Raw genomic sequence first — 18,979 nt, forward strand, 5'->3', positions numbered from 1 at the left:
CCTGCCAAAGTAAAACTGACCCACCCCCTTTGAATCATTCGAGCGTTGTTGCTTTCGTTTTCTTCTGGAGTTGACCGCTTTTCAGCTTATCTTTCAGTCGATAGCTTTGGCCGCTGATTTGGGCGATATGCGCATGGTGAAGCAGCCGATCCAGCATCGCTGCCGTCAGTGTCTCGTCATCACCAAACGTTCCGGACCACTGCGTAAACGGCAGGTTGCTGGTCAGGATCACGCTGCCTGACTCATACCGTTTAGCGACTACCTGGAAGAACAGGTTCGCCTCCATTTTACCGAACGGCAGATATCCCACTTCGTCGATGATCAACAGCTTAGGTTTACCTACGACGCGGTTCAGGTAGCCCTTCAGGTCACCCTGACGATGTGACGCCATCAGTTGCAGCATCATGTCGGCGGCGGTAATGAACCGAATGCTTAAACCCGCCATCGCGGCCTTATAGCCAATGGCGGTCGCCAGGTGCGTTTTGCCGACGCCAGAAGGCCCGAGCAGGACAACGTTCTCCTGACGTTCGATAAATGTCAGACCCGCCAACTCCTGGATCTGACTTCGTGGAACGCCACTGGCATAGGCGTAATCGAACTGCTCCAGTGTTTTTATCACCGGCAGGCCTGATAACCGCAAAATGGTCTGGCGACGCCGTTCGTTCTGGCCATCATGCTGGAGCTGCAAAACGGCTTCCAGGAAGTCGGCATGCGTGCCGCTGTTGTCGATGGTCGCCTGTGCCACACCCGGCCACTCTGCCGGCAGGCGGTCGAGCTTGAGTTGCTCGCAGAGCGCGGCAATACGATCATGTTGAAGGTTCATGCTGGCACCTCGAGCAAGGCCTGGTACGTTGCCAGAGGATGTTGCAGGCTCTCGGTCGGCACCGGACGCTGGCTGAGCGCTGGGACAGGTGCAGGCAATGCCAACGTGACCTTCGGTAACGGCAATAGCGCAGCACGCTCGCGCGGCATGCGCTGCTCAGGCGGTACGCCTGTGGTGCCATGCACTCGTGTGTTCGCGACGGTGACCAGCCACTCGCCGATGCGTGTGTTGGCAGCAGGTACATCCAGTACCAGCCCGGCCTGCCGGAAGGTCGCGGTAAGAGGCACGATAAAGCTGTTCTTGAGGTAATGGTTAAACCGCTCAACCTTACCCTTGGTCTTGGCGCGATAGGGTCGGCAGACCTTGGGAGTAAAGGCATACTTCTCGGCGACGTGCATCAACTGCGGGTTCCAGCGATGCTTACCGGGGCCGTAGACATCGCGCTCAATGATGATGGCCTTGGCGTTGTCGAACAGCAGCTGATGCGGCGTCCCGCCGAAGAACCTGAGCGCAGACTCAATGCCGTCACACCAGGCAGCGGAGTCCTGGTTGCTGTAAAACTTGACGAAAGTCGCGCGGCTCCAGCCCAGCGTGGCGACAAAGGCCAGCAATGGGTTATGACCGAGTCTGATGATGGTGAAATCAACTTGCATCTGAAAGCCAGGCTCGGTCTCGAAGCGTGTTACCTCTTCAGTGACGGGCTGCTTAATGGGGTGCAGGAAAGCGGTCAGCATGCTGTAACCACCCTCGTAACCACGCTGACGGATCTCGCGCAGCAGCACACTGGCGGGTATCCAGAGGGGCCTGGCAGCGGCCACCCGCTCAAGGATATAGGTCTTGAACGGGTCAAGCTTGCAGGGTCTGGGTGCGCGAGGCTTGTAGCGCATATCCGCTACGGGCAGCGGGCTACGAATATATCTGCGAACGGTCTCACGAGAGCATGAAAGCTGGCGCGCGATGGCGCGTATCGACATGCCCTGACGGTGTAAAACACTAATCTCCACTCTGGTCTCCAATGTCATCATTGGCAGTGCCTTAAAACTGCCATTTTTACCCTAGGTGGGTCAGATTTACATCGGCAGGTGGGCCAGTTTTACATCGGTAGCGACAGTTCGGTATTACTGTTGATCCTCCACATAAATACCCGCTGAGATAATTGCGCCACCGATGCGGCGCTGACCATACAGCAGAGGAACAGGATACCCCTGAGCGGCGGTGTTGGTCGGGCTACCGAATGCGTAAGAAGCCTGGTTATCGGCATCCTGCTTACTGGCTATTCCCGGCGTCTGAGGTGAAAGCATTTGGACGACACCACCCAGCATCATCGCCGCACCAAACTTAGCCACGCCATAACCCATTGTTGAAAGCGTACCCCCCGTGAAATAGCCTATTGCAACGCCAACAACTACCAATACCGCTCCCAGTATCGTCTGAAGTGCGCCTGCTCTTTTGCTTCCCATAATCACAGGAGCTATGCGGATTTCACTTTTGCTGTGATCAGCCTCAAGTTCCTCTACTGCAAGGTTTTGTCGTCCACTGAAAACCGCATAAGTCAGTCCACGCTTGCGGCTGGTATTGAGAAAGCGCTCAAATCCGGGAATGACCACACATAAAGCACGAATGGCCTCACGGGGTGTCTCAACGGCCATATGGTGAACACGTCCGAATGTGGCACCCAGAACGCCGTATAGCCGAATGGTTCTTAATGTACTTTCCATAATTAACCTGCTTTTTCACTGAAGGTCACGGTGCCGGACAATTTTCATTGTCCGTTCCTGCCAGTAGCCTCCGTATGGAATTCGATTGCTGATGCGACCGTAAAGGTGATGCAGCATCATGTTCCCTTCCAGCATAACTCCGGCATGATTCCACTTATTCGACTGCACCTGCATCATGATCACGTCCCCTGGCTGCGGTGCGCCGTTTACCTCTTCAAACCCGGCTGAGTGCCAGTTATCCTGATAAAGATTCTCCGGGTACTGGTCTTCCCACCAGGGGTAGTCCACTCGGAAATCTGGCAACTCTATGCCGTGTTCCTGCCGGAAGTAGCTCATGACCAGCCCCCAGCAGTCTGAATGCCCCAGCACGAACGGGCGTCCAATCAGCGGTAATTCATCGCGGGGATGGATAGTGCGCAGATCACCTTCAGGCCAGCTTACGATATGCCATGGTACGGCACTGGCATCACACATAGCCTCATCCAGTGGACTTGGGCGTGTTGTAGCGTCGGGATGGCTGTGTGCAATGGCGATGACCGTGCCCCATTCCTCCGCCGTTGCGTAATCCTCTGGAGACATGTGAAACTGTTCTGTTGGCTCAGATGCCAGATTTCGGCATGGGAAATAACGTTCAACACGGCTTTTCTGCGCCACCACGCCGCAGCACTCTCGCGGGTATTCCGCTTCTGCATGAGCAAGCAATGCATCGATTGTTTTCTGGCGCATGTCAGCTCCGAATCAGCGATGTGCCAGGGAAGCCGCCAAAAGATACTTCTTCGTCTTCACCAAAGCGCAGTTTGCACCCGGTGAGGGTACCGCTGCACTCATCAAGTGAGGGATCGTCCACCGGATTGTTGAACTTGTCGAAGTAGCGCGTGCCGGCATAATCACAGCCATCACCGGACCGATATTTACCGCGAATACACCAGGTGCACAGAGAATGAAGCTGGCGCGTCGGTATCATTAGCCCCTGAAGGTCCATAGGGCTACTGAGCGTGAATTCCACCTGTGTTTTCGTTTCGCTGCTCTTACTGTCGATGTAGAAGACCTTCAGCTTTTCCTGTGTCGGATCGGCTGATGCGTTTCCTTCAGCAAAGTTAACCGCGTCGAGATACTGCGCCAGCGTGTCATGAATGGACACTTTCGCCTGAAGCATATCGTCATAGGCAAGGCACAGCGCGGTGATCGAACCGTCCAGGTTAGCAACCGTCAGTTTTGGCTGAGCGCTGCTACCCGTTGTTGATGCTTCAATACCCGTGATCTGACACGGCCATGCTTTGTATTCCTGGCCCTGCCACCATACAGATTTGGCTGGCAGTTTGGTTTCATCACCACCAGCAGCAATGATCTCCGCCTCAGTGTGCGGGATATTGTAGGCATGGAAGCGCAGCACATCAGGCAGGTCGAACGCCGAGCCATCCACCTCAAATAGCCTGACCAGATTTCCGGGCTCCAGCTTCTGATAATCACTGTTCAGACTCATGGTTTAAACGCCTGTTCAAAGGTGGCCGTAAGGTCATAAAGTCCTGCGCCTAACGCAACGGGCTTGTAAGTGTCGCATCGGTACAACCCTGTCGGCTGTAGCGGTGGCTTCCACTGGAATGCGCGCACACCGCCGTGACTGTCCAGGAAATCCTGAATTGCCCCGATCATTGACTCATTGCCAGTAAAGGTCAGGTCCCAGCTTTGCGTACGGTTATTAATTCCGTTCCCGGCAACCTGTGTATAGCCGTCACCAAACTGAATTTTACGAGTACTGAATTTTGCTTCACCGGCTGCATTGAGACGGGCGCACCACGTAAATACTTCGATTGCCATGTATTACCTGCTTTTCATTGCGTTCCAGATGTCACCGCCAGGGCGAATATCACGCATCATGTTCTGCTTGTAGCGCTGGTCTACAAAGTTTCCGATTTCAGAACCAAATTGCTGCCATCCATCGGTAGACTGCGTGGAGGTATTGCCGTTGCTGTCTATGCTGATATAAACCTGTGGAGCGCCACCAGAAACAGCAGAATTGCCGCCACCCAGCGCACGAACCCCAAGCGAGCCATCTGCTGCGCGGGTCAGCGGCATGATTGCTTCAGGCCCGGCTTCGCCCATCAGACCAGCCCCTTTAGCGAAAGCGAAAAGTGTTGGCGAGCTGACAATAGAGTTGCTGTGCTGGCTAAGGTCGTGAGAGGCGTAAACGCCACCTTTGGCATTGAGCGACAGATTGCTATATGCACCGGAAGAGAATGCGTTTGAAGATGATGTAGCAGCAGAAGCGCCACCGCCAAAGTAACCTGCGATACCAGAAGCGACGGTCCCGAGAATTCCTGAAGATGAAGAACCACCACCCATAGCGCTGACAACTGCCATTTGCAGGGCAACCTTTTCGATGATCTGTAGAACCGATATGCCCCATGATTTCCAGCTAACCTTGTTGCCTTCAAGCATTGAGGTGACGTTGCTGAATACACCATCAAGGGATGACTTAACGCCGTCTGACACCGTACCGGATACATCACTAATCTCATCAGCCCAGTTAGCAAAACCATTCTTGGCACCAGCGACCCAATCAGCTTGTAGTTCATCCATTTTTTTATAGTGATCTTTTAAAGCTTTAATTCTGTCTGATTGGGCATCTTTTAGAGCCTGGGTTTCGCGGTCATAAACAGATTTAGTAATATCTCCTGATTGATACTGGGCCTGTAAATCTCTTTGCTGATCCAGATAATCTCGCTCGATGTTAAGGCGCTCTTTCAGCCTTTCACGCTCTTTATCACCAAGCCCTGCGCCCTGCTCGTCAATATCAAACGAGGATTGGGCATTGCTATTTTGAGCCTGAAGGTTGGCAACGAACGCCGCTACCTTGGCATTTTCCTGATTGGCCTTTTTGACCTCATTAAGGCGGTCCACTTCCTGTGCCAGATATTCAAGGCGCTTTTTCTGCGTCTCGTTAAGCCCCTGCAACTTGCCATCAGCAATATCGAACTGCAGTTTTTGCTGCTCGGTAACCACAGTGGTTTTTTTACCAGTGGTGTCGATTAATTCAATCTGGCGCATGTAGCTGCGCTCAGTGGCCTTAAAGGCACTTTCCAGTTTTTTAGCGCCGGCATCTGGTGTTGTTTTGCCGTTTTGCTGCCCGGGAGTAAGAGCAAATCCCGATTCCGGAGCAACTGTTGCGGATGCGGTGGGTAACGTTGGCTTATTCTGAAGGTCATCGCGAAGCTTAATTAGCTGTTCCAGCTCTTTCTGCGCTTTTTCGGTACTGTCATCAACCCCAAATAAGTTACCAAACCACGATCCGTTTTCTGATCGGTTAGACATGGTTTTTTGTAGGTATTCGATACGTTCAGTAACCTGATCAAGGTTGGTGGTATCGATATTGCCACCAACTGCAGCAGCCCTGTTGTTCGTTAAAGATGCTATTTCTCCTGCCTTAGCAGCGATAGTAATTATCCAGCCAGCAAGCTCTGCCACATCACTGACTAAGTCTACTATGCCTTTCAACACTGCAGGATCAGTCAAAACTGTATGGATTTGATCCAGCGAATGCTGAAGTGGAGTAAGGTCTACCTTCGCCAGTCCTGCAGCAATCTCCATCTTCAGGCCTTTCACCTGAGCTTCCATGTCCTGAAACAGATCGTTCACCTTAACCAGGTCATCAATAGACTGCGGGTCGGGCGCAACACCGTAATCTTTTGCTAGCTGGATAAACTGCTTCAGCTTCTCGTTATTGTTATCGAACAACGGAAGAAGTTTTGACAGGTCATTCCCCAGACTTTCAAGGATGGTGACTTTACCGGCATTGGTGCTGATTTTCCCCAGAGCATCGCCGATAGCCAGCATCTGTTTATCGGGTGAAACCTTCGAAAGCTTGTCGGCAGACAGACCTAGCGCGTTGAGCGCATCAACTGCCTCGCCGGATTTATTCAATACAGCATCACCGATTTTATCGCCCAAATCTTTGAAGATGTCGGCCATATTATCGCCTGACAGCCCAGCCTTTTCGGCAGCAAACTGCCACGCAAGCAGTTCCTGGGTGGACATTTTCAGCGATTTCGCCCACTGGTCAGTGGTGTTAACCTGGTCGGCAGTGGACTTGAGAAGCGCAAAACCAGCAGCACCGGCAGCTACGGCGGCGGCTGATACAGCAGTAAGCCCTACAGTAACGGCCTTGAAATCTGCCTCGGCCTGCTTGCGCCATTTCTGCGTCGCCCGTTCGGCTTTATCCATGCCAGCGGTAAAGCCGCCCACTTTGGCAATCAGGTCAATCGTCAGCGTGCCGAGTGATTTGGAAGCCATAAATTCTCCGTCTGGCGGTTATGCCCAGCTTTTCATCGCTTCTTCAAGTGATATTGGCTCATTAGCCGCTTTGACTTTAGTGAAATGCAGAGTGAAATCAGTGGGACTGAATGGCGGATTTTTAGGGTCGCGGTTAACGTTCGCAATCATGCTCGTTACTAACGCTGCTCCCCATTCGGTACGCATCATGGGATTCAGGCTTCCATAGCGTTCCCGGTACTTTGCCCAGAGCTGCGATTCTTTGAAGGAGATCGTCTCACGCGCTTCGGCGATGGTTTTGCCGCCGATCCCGTTGAGGACGAGCTCGCACCAGAATTCGTCTTCGGCGCTGAGCTCGAAGTCTTTCCCAGATCGTTAACTTCCTGAATAGCCACCAGCAGGGCTACGGTTAACGCTCCATCGAGCGCGCCGCGCTCTGGGTCTGCCTCACCTGTGATGTCGGCGGGGGTAAAGACAGGCTTACCAAATTCATCGCAGATGGATGCCGCAATTCGACCCGCAACGCCATCTACTTTCCCGCCAAAAGCCAGCACATCAGATGTCGCAGTGTGATAACCCATTGGGCGCACATAAACGGTCGCAGTGATTTTCTTATCGCCCTGTTTCCAGGTGATTTCTTTTTCTACAGGACGTCCGGTAAACGCGCCCGAATCCTTGAGTGCTTCAAGCGTTAATTTCATTTGTTGTCTCGCAAAATGGGGCGAAAAGCCCCATCAGTTTAAGAGGCTGTTTTAGGAATCCACACCGCAGAACCGGAACGCTGGATAGAAGCGGAGGAGGAAACGACTGTGTTGGCCGCGAAATCAAACGGGAAGTCGGAGACGTAGCCTTTGAAAACAAACCAGGTTCGGCTGTCGGGTAGCACCAGGCCATCAACAGCACCGCTTGCATCTTCTGCAGCAGCTGTAGGTGACGCGGTGCCATCAGCCCAACCAATCGCAAACGTCAGGTCCTGATCATTCTCATCATCAGAAATCGACAGGTTGTGCAGCATTACGTGGCTGGTATTTTTTGGATCAGCGTTCAGTGTCAGTGAAGCCGCTCCGGGAGTACGCAGACCACGCTTATAGGTACGGTCAAACTTTTCAGAAAGACAGGTATCTTCAATCTGGTCGGCTGGGCTGCTGCCCGGTGAGAATGCGGTGATGCATTCCACTTCGCTCACCGCGCCACTGGCGAGCACGAAAAGCTGCGTGCCTTGCGTCAATACAGACATGGTTATCTCCGGTCATAAAAAACCGGCACATGGCCGGTGGGTGAATAATTCGGTTATCGCGGCACTATCCAGTCGACATCAAATGAATAGCGGTACCGCTTGGTTTCGTTATCGTGGGTTTGGTCGCCCCATCGGGTGATGTAAGCGTGCGCCTCAATTGCATCGCGTAGCGCTGCGGCGACAGCAATAGCTTCATCAGGCGTATCGGCATAAACATCTACCTGAAGCGTGAATGAGTCTGCATCGGGACGCTGCCCCAGATAATTCTCTGGCTCACCGCTGATGTTTTGCCAGACTGCATAGGGGTAGATAACATCATCATCCTGCTGACCAAACGGATACAGGCGAAGGCTGTCACCACCAATCAGTGAATTAACTTCAGGACTGGCGCTGCATACAGGAAAAATAGGTGCTATCACGGTGACTGCCCTTTCTTACGGGCGCGTTTAATTGCCCGGTCAATTGCCAGTTCGTACTCAGTACCAAATATCGTCACTACCTGGTCAATACTGCTTTCAGCAGCCGGACGCATGAAAGGCTGCGCTTTCATCTTCTCGGTGCCGAATTCAAGTAATCGCCAGTGAGGTGTGGGAGCATTCGCGCTCTTGTCAGGGTGCTTCTGCAGAACTGCACCATGTGCTACGCCAATGCGAAACCCAAGGTTACCTGTTTGTTTAAACAGCCTGCCGTTCCAGCGAAGCGCAACGTTATCTGCAATGCTCCTGCCTGTTGAGGTGTCATCCAGTTGGCGGGCATTAGCTTTGGCTTTATCAACGATGACATTCCCCGCGCGGCGTAATGCTGCTCTTCCACCCTTACGGCGAAGGTCATCGCTGATTTCATCCAGCTTGCCCAGCAGGGAATCCATGCCAGTAAGGGTGAAATCAACGCCATCAGCCATCGTTAACGCCCTCCGAGCAAGGCAGAGTCAGATAATCACGTCCGCTTTTGTCGTCAGCCAGTACGCCTTCGATGTTGAAAATCTTACCGCCGTAAACGATGCGGTGTTTGGCTGTTACATCACTGCGAAAACGAATGATGATGCGCGTTGTGACCTGACTCTGGGTCGCCTGTGCTGCCACAAACTCTCTCGCCGAAAGCGGTGCAACTTCAGCCCACAGCTTTGCTATTTCCTGCCATGAATTGACGACCGCGCCGGTAGAAGGGTTCTGCGTTTTTACTGGCTTCTGAAGTGAGATGCGATGACGTAATTTTCCAGCCTGCATAGTTACCCCTTAGCTGCACCGCTAAGATATGTTGGTGCCGGAATATCGGGATCAGACTCATCAATCATTGACTGATAAACAACAGCAGCGAGGGCTTCGTTAGACTCAGCCAGGCGGTTTATCGCTTCGGTCTGCGCCTTCATGCCCTCCGCTACCTGATGAAGGCTCTCTGCCAGCTTCTCCAGCGTGGTTGCCAGCAGGCTTTCCTGTAATTCTTTCATTAGCGAGTGCCACCATTCTCTTTAGCCATTCGCGGCGCTTTTGGCATCCTGAGCACGCCATCAGTGCCACTTGCGGTGTCGGTATAACAACGCCTCCACACCAAACGGAATTTCAGCCTGACTCTGTCCGCTCGCTTCACGGTTCGCATAATACTGACCAATAAGCAGCAGCATCGCCTGCCAGATACCGGAAGAAAAAAGAACCTCACGAAGAGGTTCTTCATTTTCAACGGGAGGGGTGAGTTCAACAACCAGAGTGCCATCGCAGTAATGCTCAACAAAATCGACTGATGCCTGCGCATATCCTGCAATCAGGTCATCTTCATCACTGCTATCAACTCTCAGATGCTTCTTTATCAGCTCCATCTGCTCCGCGCTTATTTCCACCTTTACCCCCGGCTTTAGCTTTTACAGGTTGTTCAGGAACGGAAGTTTCCGCCTTTTCGGGCTCAATCTCTTCGGCAAGGTGCAGTTTCACAAGCGCTTCGCCGATTTCTTTCTTCACCACGCGGGTTTCGCCCTGGGATACCGTACCCAGGTGGTAATGCGAGAACATACGGAGAGCTTTAATTTTCATACATTAAACGCGGCCATTACTGACCGCGCCCTTCTGTTATTCGCCGGAGGAAACCGCAACATCGCCAGTGACGATAGCTGCAGGACGGTAGTGCGCCAGCGCCAGGCGTTCTTCGCACAGGATGGTCAGCATGTTTTTCACGAAGTTATCGCGATCCTGGTTGCTGATTTCGATAGTGGCATCCATGCGATCCCACACCTGAGACGCCAGGCCAAATGCGCCAACGGTGAATTTTCCTGCCGTCTGCGCCGTGGTCGATACAACCGGCAAGCCCCACAGAACTTTTGATGCGAACGCCTGAGGTCCGCCCAGAATGTAGTTGCCGTTGGCATCTTTCAGCAGAGCGATGCGGTGCCAGTCTGCCGGGTTCAGGATAATGCCATCAGCTTCAAACTCACTGAGAGAAACCTGGTAGATTGCATGCGCCAGAACGTCAGCGCTCGTATCACCGGTAGCATTCAGCGTACTCTCGTAGTCATTCGCCACTACGTTCAGGCCCTGAAGGTTATCGCCAGTGCCGTCACCGTTCAGCATCTGGTTTTCTTCTACCAGAGCCAGACCATACATCATGCGCGCATTGATGTAGGACTGAAGCGCTGGCGCATCGTCCATAATCTGACGGGAAGCCTGAATCCAGTGGGCGATGGTTTTCACGTTCGCCGTTTCTTTGGTGAAGGTGATGTTGCTCTCAGGCTTCAGGGTTCCTTCAGGTACAGGAGCCGCGGCGTTGGTAAACACGTTTTCACGTACGTATTCCAGTGAGTTACTGGTGATACGCCCCTGAGCCAGCAGATCACGAACAGTCAGGCGGCGCAGGCCCGGCATGAGGATGCCCGGTACCTGCTGTGGCTGAACCAGTGCGCCAGCAGAGGTTGTTCCCGAACCAATCGCTTTATCAAAGCTGGTCACTTTCGCTTTGGTGCGGGTGCCATCCCAGCCTTTAATCAGGTCTTCAGATACACGCTCAGCAAAAGACTTCTGTGCAGTCTGATCCGGGGAATTACCTGCAAGCTTCTGTTCCAGGTCAAACAGGCGGGTACCGGTGGTTTTCAGCTCATCCTGCGCCTTGGTCAGGTCAGCCTGCAGTTGCTGGTTTACCTGACCGTTTTCGGCAATAGACTTACGCTGCTCTTCGATGAGTTGCTTCACTTCTTTCTGTGAATTCTCAATCGCTTTTTCGAGAGTGGCTAATTCAGACATGTAATGCTCCGTTATGCGTTCCGCAGATTAGCGGCAAAGGAAGTTATGCGCTTTGCAAGCGCGTCAATGTCGCCGCTACCGGACTCACTCCGACCTGCGGACTTAACACTGGCAAGAAATGCCTGTGCTTCTGCACGCGAAAGCCCTGCTGAATCCCTCAGGAAAGCTTCTGCGTCTCGAATGGTTTTGATGGTTTCGATACTCTTCATGGCGGAAACGCCAGCGAGTTCGTTGGCCGGGAAAGTGCAAACGCTGATTTCCCGAAGATAAGAGATGTTCCTGAAGATCATCCCGGTGGTACCAATGCTGTAGTCGTCTTTCGATACTGAGAAACCGACCGACATACCTTCAACGGTACCGTGCTGCATGGCTGCTTTCAGATCAGAGGAAGCACTCAGTCCCGGCGTTAACTGACCTTTCACATAAAGGCCCTTTTCATCCTCTTCCAGTGATTCCCATTTACCTACCGGCACTTCAAATGTGCGGTGATTGAAAAACATCGCTACCTTGCGGCTTTGTGTGGCAAGCGTGTTTTTAAAAGCGCCAGGAAGGATAATGTCTCCGTCCGAGTCGGTGTTGTTAAACACAGAGGCGTAACCTTCAAAAATCCCCTGACTGCCATCGCCTGCAAACTTAATTTCTGCCTGATTAAAGGACAGCGTTTTCTGAATGTCCGGCATTGAAGCCCCCATAAAAATTAAGCCCCGTCAGTGCGGGGCTTGTCGTTTGTTCCGAGGTCAGTGATCGGGATGTTTTGAGATTGCCGCGTGGCGACATCGCCACCAGGAAGAGGTGGCAGATTATCCAGTCTTCGGACTTCATTAACTGTGCGAATGCCGGTGTTCACCATGGTCTGCATGAATGTGGCGCGGCTGGCTGAATCACCGCGCAGCAGGCCATCTAAATTATGCTCGGCGTGAAGCTTGCCTTGTTCAGACTCCTTAACAAGCCAGCGCTCAATGCTGTATTCCCAGCGATCCAGATAAGGCTTTAGCGTGTACTGAAGGAATCCAAGATTCTGCTGTTCAATGCCGCTACCCCATGAGGTGGTTTTCTCAACATCACCCACCAGGTGAGGTGGAACGCCATAAAATCGCGCCAGTTCAGCCACCTGAAACTTACGGGCTTCAAGCATCTGCGCATCCTGCGGTGATACGCCGATGGATTGCGTGGTAAACCCGCTCTCTAGTATCCAGAGGCGCTTTCGAACCGGGCCGCCAGCGATTTCTTTGAAGTTCTCTTCAAGCTGACCGCGCTGCTCTTTGGTGAGCACTTTGCCATCTGTCATCAGAATCTGTGGAGATTTCGCGCCGTTGGCGAAGAACTCGCGCTGATTGTCTTCCATGGCGATTGCCACGCCCGCCGATTTTGCGCTGAACGCCAGCGGTGACAGCCCTACCAGACCGTTAAAACCAAAACCCTTCAAGTGGAAAATTTCTTTCGGCTTGAAGTCAGCGTATTCGGAATCTCGCTTATAGCGATAAATGACGTTTTTGCCGTTATCACTCAGACGCACGTCCATATTGGCGCTCATCAGCGGTACCATGCTGATCACATCACCAACGCCGTTTCGCTCAACGTGCGCATAAGCGTTGCCGTACGCACAGAGCTGCATTGTCATGGCTTCGCGGAACTCAAGCGCCGTCATGAAGTTGTTAGGACGAAAGCGGAGAAGCTTAGCCAGCGGGTTACTGTTATCCGCTTTACGGCGCTCATCATTAACTGTTTCGTAAACATCCAGTGGAAGCGAGGCTGTAACGGTTGAGATAAGCCGGATGCAGGCCCATACCGTGCTGATTTGCATGTTTCGCTCATCAGTTACCACGGATTCACCAACGGTTCCATGCGCCGATGTGCCCGCCATCTGCGAGCCTTTATCCGGCGATACCAGGCGGCCGCCGGTAAGAATGGAGGCCATCCGGGCCCAGAATGGCGAACGTGTCCGCAGGTCAATGCTGTAATCGGTATCTGCCATGTTAAACGCTCAAAAAGTTGTAAATGAAATCGTTAACGTCGCCCTGGTCCTCTACCTCGTCGCTGGTCTGCGCGCCGATGGACATAGCAAGCGCGACCATGCCATCAATGCGCCCGCTGGATTTGCCTTTTACAAACTTACGGTTTCCAGCGGGATCGGTGATGACCGTAGCGTTCTTGGCACACATTTCCAGAATAGGATGGTTGCCATGCTTCAGTTGCGCGCCGAGAAGCTTGGCTTCAAGCTCCCTGAGCGCAGGAGACATTGAGACAAATCCCTGACCGAACTCAACGAATCGCTCAAGCCCGGCTTCCGTAAAGCCAGCATCAATCAGGTGCGGACGAAGAAATCGCATGTTGTAGCGGTCAAATGCGATAGCGCGGACATTGCAGGAGTCGAAAATTTTCCTAAGCTCTCTTGCAATGAAGGCGTATTCAATTGCCTTGCCGGGCGTCGTATTAAGGAATCCCTGTCGCGCCCAGATGTCATAAGGCACGCGGTCATTGCGCGCTTTGTCTGCCAGACCATCAGCCGGAAGCCAGAACTTGCTGTGAACATCGCCTTTAGCCGTTGTCAGCACCAGCGCAGTCAGGTCTGATACGCTCGACAGGTCAAGCCCACCCCAAACTGTTTTGCCAGTGAGTTCATCGGGCTCTTCTTTATTCATGTGCCAGACGGTCTGGCTGACGAACGGGCTTTTTGCCTCCACCCTGCGGTTCAACACGAGGTTTTCAAATTCAGCCTGGCGGGACGGCAGGCGCTTAGCGCTCGCGGCCATATCCAGAACTTCTTTTTGATTCATGAACACGTCGAACGCCGGGTTCGCCAGTCTTATCGCCTCAACTGAGAACGGGTCGATGTCTTCTGGCGCGGTCTGTAACCTGACTACCGTTCGCGGGTCTGCGCCCGTCAGACCATCGTCAATAAGCAGGCTGAGCAGGTCACTCGCATCGGGTGCCTGCGTGCTGATGATGACGGAAATGGGATTGTCCTGAGCAGCAGTTGCCGTTTCCAGTGCCTCATATAAAGGATCACGCGGCCCGCGCACCTGCCCAAGTTCATCGTGGGCGACAAAGCGCGGCGAGAAGCCATAGGCTGTGGTAGCTTCGGCGCTCAACGCACGGTAATAAGAGCCAAGATCGGGACAGTGAATTTCTTTCGCTGAATCTTTAATAGCCACGTACTGCATGAGCGAAGGATTCATGCGGCACATTTTCGACGCCAGGTTAAAAAGGATGGCGGCCTGATCGCGTGATCGGGCTGCTGAGTACAGCTGCGAGTTATGCGCCGCCTCCGGGCCAACCAGATAAAGCAGCATTAACATCGCTGTCTCTACCGTTTTAGCGTTCTTGCGCCCCCGGCTGATGATCGCCCGTCGAGTACCATGCTCGTTGTCGAAAATGGCTCTGAAGTCGTCCTTCATAAAATCAGCCATTTTAAGAGGCTGGCCGACATATTTACCTTCAGGGATCAGGATGTGCTTTTCGCACCAGGCAATGTTGCGTTCGGCCCTTGTCAGAATTTTTTTAGCCATCGGCTAACAGCCTTAATCAATTTCCCAGGGTTTTTTCTCCCGGGCGAGATTGTTATGTGCACGCCCCACTGTTTTGGGGTCTGCCGTCGCTTGCCGGGTGATCCTCAGCCTGGTCGCCAGAGAGGATGCCGAACGCACCTCGCGTTCACGCATGGTAAGAAGCTTGTCGTAACGCTTCAGACCGTCTTCACGAGACAGCCACTCCATCTCAAAATCTTCAAGCTGAGTGGTCAGCAGTCGCGCCTGCACCACATGACGGCAGTACATCTCCATCATGTCGCGATGAGTTTCGGTGAATGAACTGGCCGGATTGTCGTTAACGAGCCGGACCCAGACATTTATTTCAGGGTCACTGAGGTGCAATGAAGGCTGTAACCTGCTTTCAGCCAGTGCTGGCAGCGAGACAGCCGACGTCGCGGCAAGAGATTTTCTGCCTCGCTGAGCCATCGCATTTTTCCTTTTTTTCTGGACGTTTTTAAAAAAAAGACTGAGGGCGCGGTCTTTACGCGAGGTCGGTCAGAGTTTTGCCCCTCCCCCTGCCTGCTGATGCACATTTGAGATTTATTCTCATTTATGGATGTAGCGTGGCTTCTGCGGGGTGTCCGCACCAATACTCAGGGACTCGGTGCCGGTGAGGCCCGTGGTCAGGGTGAGCCGTGGCACTGTGTCGCCCACTACGTGGCTGAAGTGCATTGCGGTGACACCATTGACGAGTACGCCATCAACACGCAGCTCTACCAGTCTGCCGTCGCGGTACTCAATCTTGAGGTCTTTCATTCTTTCTCCTGTTACCAGATAACGCGCCCTTCATCGTCGAACTCAGTCACCGTTCCGCCCTTCTCCAGACGCTGCTTTACGGAGTCGTGGCAACGCTTGCAAAGTGACTGGAGATTGTCGGGATTATGAAATAACTCAACATCGCCTTTATGTGGCTTGATGTGGTCAACGATAGATGCTGAGATAACCTGATTGCGCCTGAGGTGGAACTCACACAGCGGTTGCTTCTGGAGCTGGTGATAGCGAAGTCGATACCAGCGCTTAGAGTTATAGAGGTTGTGCCAGGGTGAATTGCTAGCCATTAAGCGTTTCCTGCTGGCTGGATATGATTAACCCTCGGCAATGGTGAGACCACCAACCGATGATTCATTGTGTCTATGCTGAAAAGTGAACTCAGTGAATGCAGTTTTCAGCACAAAATAAAACCGCCCGTAGGCGGCCTGCATTAATCACTACCGCAACTGCCACCGCTATCTGACGAACTGCCAGAGTCGTAGCCGCCACTGCATGAATCAGAGCTGCTTGAGCTGCTGTAGTCGCTGCCAACGTAAATCGGGCTGATGGGGTTAAGCGGGTTCATCAGATCGCTGCTTGAGCCGGTATTGCTTTGGTGGCGGCGGCGTTCTTCTTCCTCGCGCTGACGCTTACGCTGCTGCTCGGTTTGATATGACATATTCACTCCAAATAGTTGATACTCATAGCACGGCGGGCTAAGTCCCCAGCTCTTGGCATCTGACATTGCGCACTGCCAAATGTTGCAACCAGCTCCATGAACCCGCCTTGCTATGAGCAGCATTATCGAGCACCCGCTTGCAGACGCTCTGTAATGCCTGCCAGCGCCGCGAGAGAATCCCGCCTATCCGCATTTCCTCACGGAGAATAGCGCGGACACGCTCAGCAAATTATTCATCGGCATCCGGCGGTGGCGGCGGTGCTGCGGGTCGCTGGTAGTTAGCCGTCGCAGGTGTTGGCGATTTCCTTCCCATCTTTACCTCGACTCTATTTTGCGGATGGCCCGCAATTCTTTCGCCACATCTCGTTATGCGTCAGAATGTCTCGCTTTGTCAGTGTGTCCAGCACTTCTACATCGTGACGCGTCACATAGACAGGCTTCACCCAGTCACAGGCCGTATCGACAACAACCGGTTTAACGGGTCCATTTGTCGCACAGCTGGCGATCAACATCGTCGTCAGACTGACGGCTAATATTCTGCTGTACATCGCTGGCCCCTTTTGATGCTTCCACGCGGCGTTCTGCGGCTGCTTTGGTTGCCGCTGCTGCCTCTACTGTTTGCTGCTGTTGAGCCCTGGCCTCTGCCGTGCTTTTGCCTTTTGCATGGCCCAGACCAAACGCCGCAGCGATCGCAGCCACAACCGCAACGATTGCGCCGATAATGGTTTCAATTCCCATCAGCTTAATCCTTCGGAGGTTTCTGCAAGGTGACGCGGGTATACAGGCCAACAGCCATTACCACCAGCGCCGCCACGCGCATCCATGTAGACGGAAATTCAGCCTTCCATTCAGGTGGCAGTTCAAACCACACTGTAGGCAGTAGTCCCAACGCAACGATCGCTTTTGTCGAGTGCCAGCGCCACCAGTTGCGGGCATCCTCAACGAGCTGAATTTTCATATTTTCCCTCTGTAGATGTCGTATGTACCTGTTCGCATCACTTCTGCATGTCTGCGGGCGCGATCAGGCGTCTGACGGGCCCACAGGCTATCCAACATGCCATTGGCTCCAGCATTGAAATCACCAGCAGCGATCGAACCAAGTGTGCCCCTGAATAGCGCAAGTCCATCGACGCCCATTTGGTAGGCCATGCTAATCAGGATGTCCTGACGCGCCGGATTGCAATTCGCCATTGCAGCTTTGATATTGCTTCTGGAATTCATCGCATTGATTTTTCCGTCCACAATTACCTGCTTCCAGACATCACCAACTTTGCGTGGCACCTGGAAGATGTAATTGCTCAGTGATGCGCCCTTTGGTCCGATGCGGATGCCACCGGCCACAGTAGGGAACCCCTGGGTATCGAGATAAGGCGACTCGCGGTAACCTTCCTCAAAATTAAGTATCTGGATTATTTGACTCACTTGCCGCCCCCCATCTCATCTGGCTCATGCGCTCTTCGCGCCGGTCTCTTTTACGCTGGAAATGGATGTTCACTGCGAACGTCAGCACTGCAAGAATGAAGCCACCAATAGCCAGCCACTCATTCAATGACATGCTCCCAGCGAGAAAAGTAGCGCCGGAGGTCGTGTATGCCGCCGCTGTCGTTACTTTGTCTGCCATAGTTTTCATACCAACCCCCTTAATGGGGACCTGTCCGGTTTAAGATTTGTCTAAATGTTGAACAGGACAAGCCCGGTTAAACTTTTCTTGTCGAGAGAAAAGCACCGACCTGCCATTGCGCAGTCAACAACGAATAATCCGCCTGAGTGCGGATTTTTTTTGTGCAGAAAATTCGCCCACTGCCACACAGGGAAATCAATGAGGTCACGCTATTGGCAAGGGCGAAAAGTGTAATTCCGGGCATTGACATATAGCACCAAAGGGGCTATCATTTATCACATGAGGTAGCGAACAGGTCGCAGCCCGAAACCCGAAAGGATGAACATGAGAACAGAAGAAATGACCCAGGCAGAATTAGCGAAGATCAACGCTGAGATTGCCAAGTTGATTGCGGAAACCTCTAAGCTCAATCGCGAATCAACCTGGTATCCGATTGTTGTAGCGTCCGGCCTGATTGGTGCAGTAGCAACAATCACAACGGTTCTTCTGAAAATGATTTAACGAAAGCCCCGAAAGGGGCTTTTTAACAGGTGCGCTGATGAGACTGATTAAAGAGTATTCCCCACCTACTACCGACGATCTGATTCGCCTTAAAGACGAACTCGGATACACGGGCAATCAGATGGCTGACCTGGCTGGCGTTGCCAGTAACAGCCAGTGGCGCAAATACACAGGCGGCGAGTCACCGCGTGATATGTCACCGCATATTCTTTTCTTCATGGCAGCACAGCTGGCGCTCTCAGAAGAAGATCTGAACAAGGTGCTGAAGAAGATGCAGCATATTGGCGCTGAAATTAAATAGCCCCCGACGCTAAGCGGTAATTACTGTCATCGTCATGACCGGGGATTGTCTGGTGCAAACTAGTGGTAACGATCCACCCTCTCAAGCTCTTCAGGCAAGCGCTAATCCATCTCAGCTAAGTTTGCATGTGTGGCGGGAAGGCGTGGATTCGAACCACGATAAGTTGGTTAACAGCCAACCGTAATAACCTTTATACGACCTACCCTGAATATTGTGTGGTGAAGGCGCTGGCTAGGGTGTGCCGGTCTAATGCCGGATAGCCATCGTACAAGTCGCGTACTTGTTCCTGCTTATTTGACGATTAGCGCAATCACCACAACGAAAAG

At 52.8% G+C, this 18,979-nt stretch carries 30 protein-coding genes and 2 tRNA genes; 2 read left to right on the forward strand and 30 right to left on the reverse strand.

The features are described from left to right. Window positions 1–34: 34 nt before the first annotated feature. The 28 genes from istB to H2P46_RS06020 form a co-directional block, all read right to left on the reverse strand. A complete protein-coding gene (gene istB, locus H2P46_RS05885) occupies window positions 35–823 on the reverse strand; it encodes an IS21-like element helper ATPase IstB (RefSeq protein WP_193403211.1) in 789 nt (262 codons plus the stop codon). Continuing rightward, window positions 820–1,848 carry an IS21 family transposase gene (gene istA / locus H2P46_RS05890; protein WP_193403243.1) on the reverse strand — a complete coding sequence of 343 codons (1,029 nt, stop codon included), beginning with the start codon at window positions 1,846–1,848 and terminating at the stop codon, window positions 820–822. The genes istB and istA overlap by 4 nt, the downstream gene beginning before the upstream one ends. Before the next feature lie 93 nt (window positions 1,849–1,941). Further along, window positions 1,942–2,541, reverse strand: a complete 600-nt coding sequence (locus H2P46_RS05895) for a tail assembly protein (protein WP_193404244.1) — start codon at window positions 2,539–2,541, stop codon at window positions 1,942–1,944. Window positions 2,542–2,556: 15 nt separating this feature from the next. Continuing rightward, window positions 2,557–3,267: a C40 family peptidase gene (locus tag H2P46_RS05900; RefSeq protein ID WP_193404245.1), complete on the reverse strand. Its 711-nt coding sequence runs from the start codon at window positions 3,265–3,267 to the stop codon at window positions 2,557–2,559. Between the two features lies 1 nt (window position 3,268). Continuing rightward, window positions 3,269–4,024 (reverse strand): phage minor tail protein L, encoded by a 756-nt coding sequence (locus H2P46_RS05905; protein WP_193404246.1) that lies wholly within the window; start codon window positions 4,022–4,024, stop codon window positions 3,269–3,271. After that, complete coding sequence (locus H2P46_RS05910) at window positions 4,021–4,359, reverse strand: phage tail protein (RefSeq protein ID WP_193404247.1); 339 nt, start codon at window positions 4,357–4,359, stop codon at window positions 4,021–4,023. The genes H2P46_RS05905 and H2P46_RS05910 overlap by 4 nt, the downstream gene beginning before the upstream one ends. A gap of 3 nt (window positions 4,360–4,362) precedes the next feature. Next, a complete protein-coding gene (locus tag H2P46_RS05915) occupies window positions 4,363–6,831 on the reverse strand; it encodes a phage tail tape measure protein (protein WP_193404248.1) in 2,469 nt (822 codons plus the stop codon). A gap of 18 nt (window positions 6,832–6,849) precedes the next feature. Further along, window positions 6,850–7,020, reverse strand: a complete 171-nt coding sequence (locus H2P46_RS05920) for a phage tail assembly protein T (protein ID WP_193404249.1) — start codon at window positions 7,018–7,020, stop codon at window positions 6,850–6,852. A 5-nt stretch (window positions 7,021–7,025) separates the two neighbouring features. After that, window positions 7,026–7,511, reverse strand: a complete 486-nt coding sequence (locus H2P46_RS05925) for a phage tail assembly chaperone family protein, TAC (protein WP_193404250.1) — start codon at window positions 7,509–7,511, stop codon at window positions 7,026–7,028. Between the two features lie 38 nt (window positions 7,512–7,549). After that, a complete protein-coding gene (locus tag H2P46_RS05930; RefSeq protein ID WP_193404251.1) occupies window positions 7,550–8,047 on the reverse strand; it encodes a phage tail tube protein in 498 nt (165 codons plus the stop codon). Window positions 8,048–8,100: 53 nt separating this feature from the next. Further along, the gene (locus H2P46_RS05935; protein ID WP_193404252.1) at window positions 8,101–8,466 is read right to left on the reverse strand and encodes a tail completion protein gp17; all 366 of its coding nucleotides are present in this window, start codon (window positions 8,464–8,466) and stop codon (window positions 8,101–8,103) included. Beyond that, complete coding sequence (locus H2P46_RS05940) at window positions 8,463–8,948, reverse strand: HK97-gp10 family putative phage morphogenesis protein (RefSeq protein ID WP_193404253.1); 486 nt, start codon at window positions 8,946–8,948, stop codon at window positions 8,463–8,465. The genes H2P46_RS05935 and H2P46_RS05940 overlap by 4 nt, the downstream gene beginning before the upstream one ends. Next, window positions 8,941–9,273: a phage head closure protein gene (locus tag H2P46_RS05945; RefSeq protein ID WP_193404254.1), complete on the reverse strand. Its 333-nt coding sequence runs from the start codon at window positions 9,271–9,273 to the stop codon at window positions 8,941–8,943. Before H2P46_RS05945 ends, H2P46_RS05940 begins: the two co-directional genes overlap by 8 nt. Window positions 9,274–9,275: 2 nt before the next feature. Next, window positions 9,276–9,494: a hypothetical protein gene (locus tag H2P46_RS05950; protein ID WP_193404377.1), complete on the reverse strand. Its 219-nt coding sequence runs from the start codon at window positions 9,492–9,494 to the stop codon at window positions 9,276–9,278. Between the two features lie 60 nt (window positions 9,495–9,554). Further along, window positions 9,555–9,860, reverse strand: a complete 306-nt coding sequence (locus H2P46_RS05955) for a head-tail connector protein (RefSeq protein WP_193404255.1) — start codon at window positions 9,858–9,860, stop codon at window positions 9,555–9,557. Then, complete coding sequence (locus tag H2P46_RS05960) at window positions 9,829–10,071, reverse strand: hypothetical protein (RefSeq protein WP_193404256.1); 243 nt, start codon at window positions 10,069–10,071, stop codon at window positions 9,829–9,831. The genes H2P46_RS05955 and H2P46_RS05960 overlap by 32 nt, the downstream gene beginning before the upstream one ends. Window positions 10,072–10,107: 36 nt before the next feature. Beyond that, the gene (locus tag H2P46_RS05965) at window positions 10,108–11,271 is read right to left on the reverse strand and encodes a phage major capsid protein (protein WP_193404257.1); all 1,164 of its coding nucleotides are present in this window, start codon (window positions 11,269–11,271) and stop codon (window positions 10,108–10,110) included. An 11-nt stretch (window positions 11,272–11,282) separates the two neighbouring features. Further along, window positions 11,283–11,951, reverse strand: coding sequence for an HK97 family phage prohead protease (locus H2P46_RS05970; RefSeq protein WP_193404258.1), 669 nt, complete (start codon window positions 11,949–11,951; stop codon window positions 11,283–11,285). Window positions 11,952–11,968: 17 nt separating this feature from the next. Beyond that, window positions 11,969–13,246, reverse strand: a complete 1,278-nt coding sequence (locus H2P46_RS05975; protein WP_193404259.1) for a phage portal protein — start codon at window positions 13,244–13,246, stop codon at window positions 11,969–11,971. 1 nt (window position 13,247) lies between these two features. After that, entirely contained in the window at window positions 13,248–14,780 is a 1,533-nt protein-coding gene (locus H2P46_RS05980) for a terminase large subunit (protein WP_193404260.1), read from the reverse strand. 12 nt (window positions 14,781–14,792) lie between these two features. Then, the gene (locus tag H2P46_RS05985; protein ID WP_193404261.1) at window positions 14,793–15,227 is read right to left on the reverse strand and encodes a hypothetical protein; all 435 of its coding nucleotides are present in this window, start codon (window positions 15,225–15,227) and stop codon (window positions 14,793–14,795) included. A 120-nt stretch (window positions 15,228–15,347) separates the two neighbouring features. After that, window positions 15,348–15,557, reverse strand: a complete 210-nt coding sequence (locus H2P46_RS05990) for a serine acetyltransferase (protein WP_193404262.1) — start codon at window positions 15,555–15,557, stop codon at window positions 15,348–15,350. A gap of 11 nt (window positions 15,558–15,568) precedes the next feature. Next, complete coding sequence (locus tag H2P46_RS05995) at window positions 15,569–15,859, reverse strand: HNH endonuclease (protein ID WP_193404263.1); 291 nt, start codon at window positions 15,857–15,859, stop codon at window positions 15,569–15,571. 143 nt (window positions 15,860–16,002) lie between these two features. Then, window positions 16,003–16,230, reverse strand: a complete 228-nt coding sequence (locus H2P46_RS06000; protein WP_193404264.1) for a hypothetical protein — start codon at window positions 16,228–16,230, stop codon at window positions 16,003–16,005. 474 nt (window positions 16,231–16,704) lie between these two features. After that, window positions 16,705–16,968, reverse strand: coding sequence for a hypothetical protein (locus tag H2P46_RS06005; RefSeq protein ID WP_193404265.1), 264 nt, complete (start codon window positions 16,966–16,968; stop codon window positions 16,705–16,707). Window positions 16,969–16,972: 4 nt separating this feature from the next. After that, window positions 16,973–17,188, reverse strand: coding sequence for a DUF7940 domain-containing protein (locus H2P46_RS06010; RefSeq protein ID WP_193404266.1), 216 nt, complete (start codon window positions 17,186–17,188; stop codon window positions 16,973–16,975). Further along, on the reverse strand, window positions 17,185–17,652 hold the full coding sequence (locus H2P46_RS06015; protein WP_193404267.1) for a lysozyme family protein: 468 nt from the start codon (window positions 17,650–17,652) through the stop codon (window positions 17,185–17,187). Before H2P46_RS06015 ends, H2P46_RS06010 begins: the two co-directional genes overlap by 4 nt. Continuing rightward, window positions 17,627–17,860 (reverse strand): phage holin, encoded by a 234-nt coding sequence (locus tag H2P46_RS06020; RefSeq protein WP_202987352.1) that lies wholly within the window; start codon window positions 17,858–17,860, stop codon window positions 17,627–17,629. Before H2P46_RS06020 ends, H2P46_RS06015 begins: the two co-directional genes overlap by 26 nt. A gap of 315 nt (window positions 17,861–18,175) precedes the next feature. On the opposite strand from H2P46_RS06020, the gene H2P46_RS06025 reads away from it, so the two are divergent. Continuing rightward, window positions 18,176–18,352, forward strand: a complete 177-nt coding sequence (locus H2P46_RS06025) for a hypothetical protein (RefSeq protein WP_193404378.1) — start codon at window positions 18,176–18,178, stop codon at window positions 18,350–18,352. Between the two features lie 37 nt (window positions 18,353–18,389). Next, window positions 18,390–18,653 carry a helix-turn-helix domain-containing protein gene (locus H2P46_RS06030; protein WP_193404268.1) on the forward strand — a complete coding sequence of 88 codons (264 nt, stop codon included), beginning with the start codon at window positions 18,390–18,392 and terminating at the stop codon, window positions 18,651–18,653. 50 nt (window positions 18,654–18,703) lie between these two features. Here H2P46_RS06030 and H2P46_RS06035 read toward each other — a convergent pair. Then, window positions 18,704–18,778, reverse strand: a tRNA-Phe gene (locus H2P46_RS06035). A gap of 5 nt (window positions 18,779–18,783) precedes the next feature. Further along, a tRNA-Asn gene (locus H2P46_RS06040) sits at window positions 18,784–18,858 on the reverse strand. Window positions 18,859–18,979: the final 121 nt, after the last annotated feature.

Source organism: Mixta mediterraneensis, from assembly GCF_014946725.1.
Taxonomy (GTDB): Bacteria; Pseudomonadota; Gammaproteobacteria; order Enterobacterales; family Enterobacteriaceae; genus Pantoea; species Pantoea mediterraneensis.

Bases quoted from the DNA above. Each gene is read 5' to 3' on its own strand.
- H2P46_RS05955 (WP_193404255.1), bottom strand. From the start codon at position 9,860: ATGGAGCTGATAAAGAAGCATCTGAGAGTTGATAGCAGTGATGAAGAT.
- H2P46_RS05980 (WP_193404260.1), bottom strand. From the start codon at position 14,780: ATGGCTAAAAAAATTCTGACAAGGGCCGAACGCAACATTGCCTGGTGC.
- H2P46_RS05950 (WP_193404377.1), bottom strand. From the start codon at position 9,494: ATGAAAGAATTACAGGAAAGCCTGCTGGCAACCACGCTGGAGAAGCTG.
- istB (WP_193403211.1), bottom strand. From the start codon at position 823: ATGAACCTTCAACATGATCGTATTGCCGCGCTCTGCGAGCAACTCAAG.
- H2P46_RS05925 (WP_193404250.1), bottom strand. From the start codon at position 7,511: ATGAAATTAACGCTTGAAGCACTCAAGGATTCGGGCGCGTTTACCGGA.
- H2P46_RS06020 (WP_202987352.1), bottom strand. From the start codon at position 17,860: ATGAAAACTATGGCAGACAAAGTAACGACAGCGGCGGCATACACGACC.
- H2P46_RS05920 (WP_193404249.1), bottom strand. From the start codon at position 7,020: ATGATGCGTACCGAATGGGGAGCAGCGTTAGTAACGAGCATGATTGCG.
- H2P46_RS06030 (WP_193404268.1), top strand. From the start codon at position 18,390: ATGAGACTGATTAAAGAGTATTCCCCACCTACTACCGACGATCTGATT.
- H2P46_RS05945 (WP_193404254.1), bottom strand. From the start codon at position 9,273: ATGCAGGCTGGAAAATTACGTCATCGCATCTCACTTCAGAAGCCAGTA.
- H2P46_RS05965 (WP_193404257.1), bottom strand. From the start codon at position 11,271: ATGTCTGAATTAGCCACTCTCGAAAAAGCGATTGAGAATTCACAGAAA.
- H2P46_RS06025 (WP_193404378.1), top strand. From the start codon at position 18,176: ATGAGAACAGAAGAAATGACCCAGGCAGAATTAGCGAAGATCAACGCT.
- H2P46_RS05970 (WP_193404258.1), bottom strand. From the start codon at position 11,951: ATGCCGGACATTCAGAAAACGCTGTCCTTTAATCAGGCAGAAATTAAG.
- H2P46_RS05995 (WP_193404263.1), bottom strand. From the start codon at position 15,859: ATGGCTAGCAATTCACCCTGGCACAACCTCTATAACTCTAAGCGCTGG.
- H2P46_RS06000 (WP_193404264.1), bottom strand. From the start codon at position 16,230: ATGTCATATCAAACCGAGCAGCAGCGTAAGCGTCAGCGCGAGGAAGAA.
- H2P46_RS05915 (WP_193404248.1), bottom strand. From the start codon at position 6,831: ATGGCTTCCAAATCACTCGGCACGCTGACGATTGACCTGATTGCCAAA.
- H2P46_RS05895 (WP_193404244.1), bottom strand. From the start codon at position 2,541: ATGGAAAGTACATTAAGAACCATTCGGCTATACGGCGTTCTGGGTGCC.
- istA (WP_193403243.1), bottom strand. From the start codon at position 1,848: ATGATGACATTGGAGACCAGAGTGGAGATTAGTGTTTTACACCGTCAG.
- H2P46_RS05930 (WP_193404251.1), bottom strand. From the start codon at position 8,047: ATGTCTGTATTGACGCAAGGCACGCAGCTTTTCGTGCTCGCCAGTGGC.
- H2P46_RS05900 (WP_193404245.1), bottom strand. From the start codon at position 3,267: ATGCGCCAGAAAACAATCGATGCATTGCTTGCTCATGCAGAAGCGGAA.
- H2P46_RS05985 (WP_193404261.1), bottom strand. From the start codon at position 15,227: ATGGCTCAGCGAGGCAGAAAATCTCTTGCCGCGACGTCGGCTGTCTCG.
- H2P46_RS05910 (WP_193404247.1), bottom strand. From the start codon at position 4,359: ATGGCAATCGAAGTATTTACGTGGTGCGCCCGTCTCAATGCAGCCGGT.
- H2P46_RS05905 (WP_193404246.1), bottom strand. From the start codon at position 4,024: ATGAGTCTGAACAGTGATTATCAGAAGCTGGAGCCCGGAAATCTGGTC.
- H2P46_RS05975 (WP_193404259.1), bottom strand. From the start codon at position 13,246: ATGGCAGATACCGATTACAGCATTGACCTGCGGACACGTTCGCCATTC.
- H2P46_RS05960 (WP_193404256.1), bottom strand. From the start codon at position 10,071: ATGAAAATTAAAGCTCTCCGTATGTTCTCGCATTACCACCTGGGTACG.
- H2P46_RS06010 (WP_193404266.1), bottom strand. From the start codon at position 17,188: ATGAAAATTCAGCTCGTTGAGGATGCCCGCAACTGGTGGCGCTGGCAC.
- H2P46_RS05940 (WP_193404253.1), bottom strand. From the start codon at position 8,948: ATGGCTGATGGCGTTGATTTCACCCTTACTGGCATGGATTCCCTGCTG.
- H2P46_RS06005 (WP_193404265.1), bottom strand. From the start codon at position 16,968: ATGGGAATTGAAACCATTATCGGCGCAATCGTTGCGGTTGTGGCTGCG.
- H2P46_RS05990 (WP_193404262.1), bottom strand. From the start codon at position 15,557: ATGAAAGACCTCAAGATTGAGTACCGCGACGGCAGACTGGTAGAGCTG.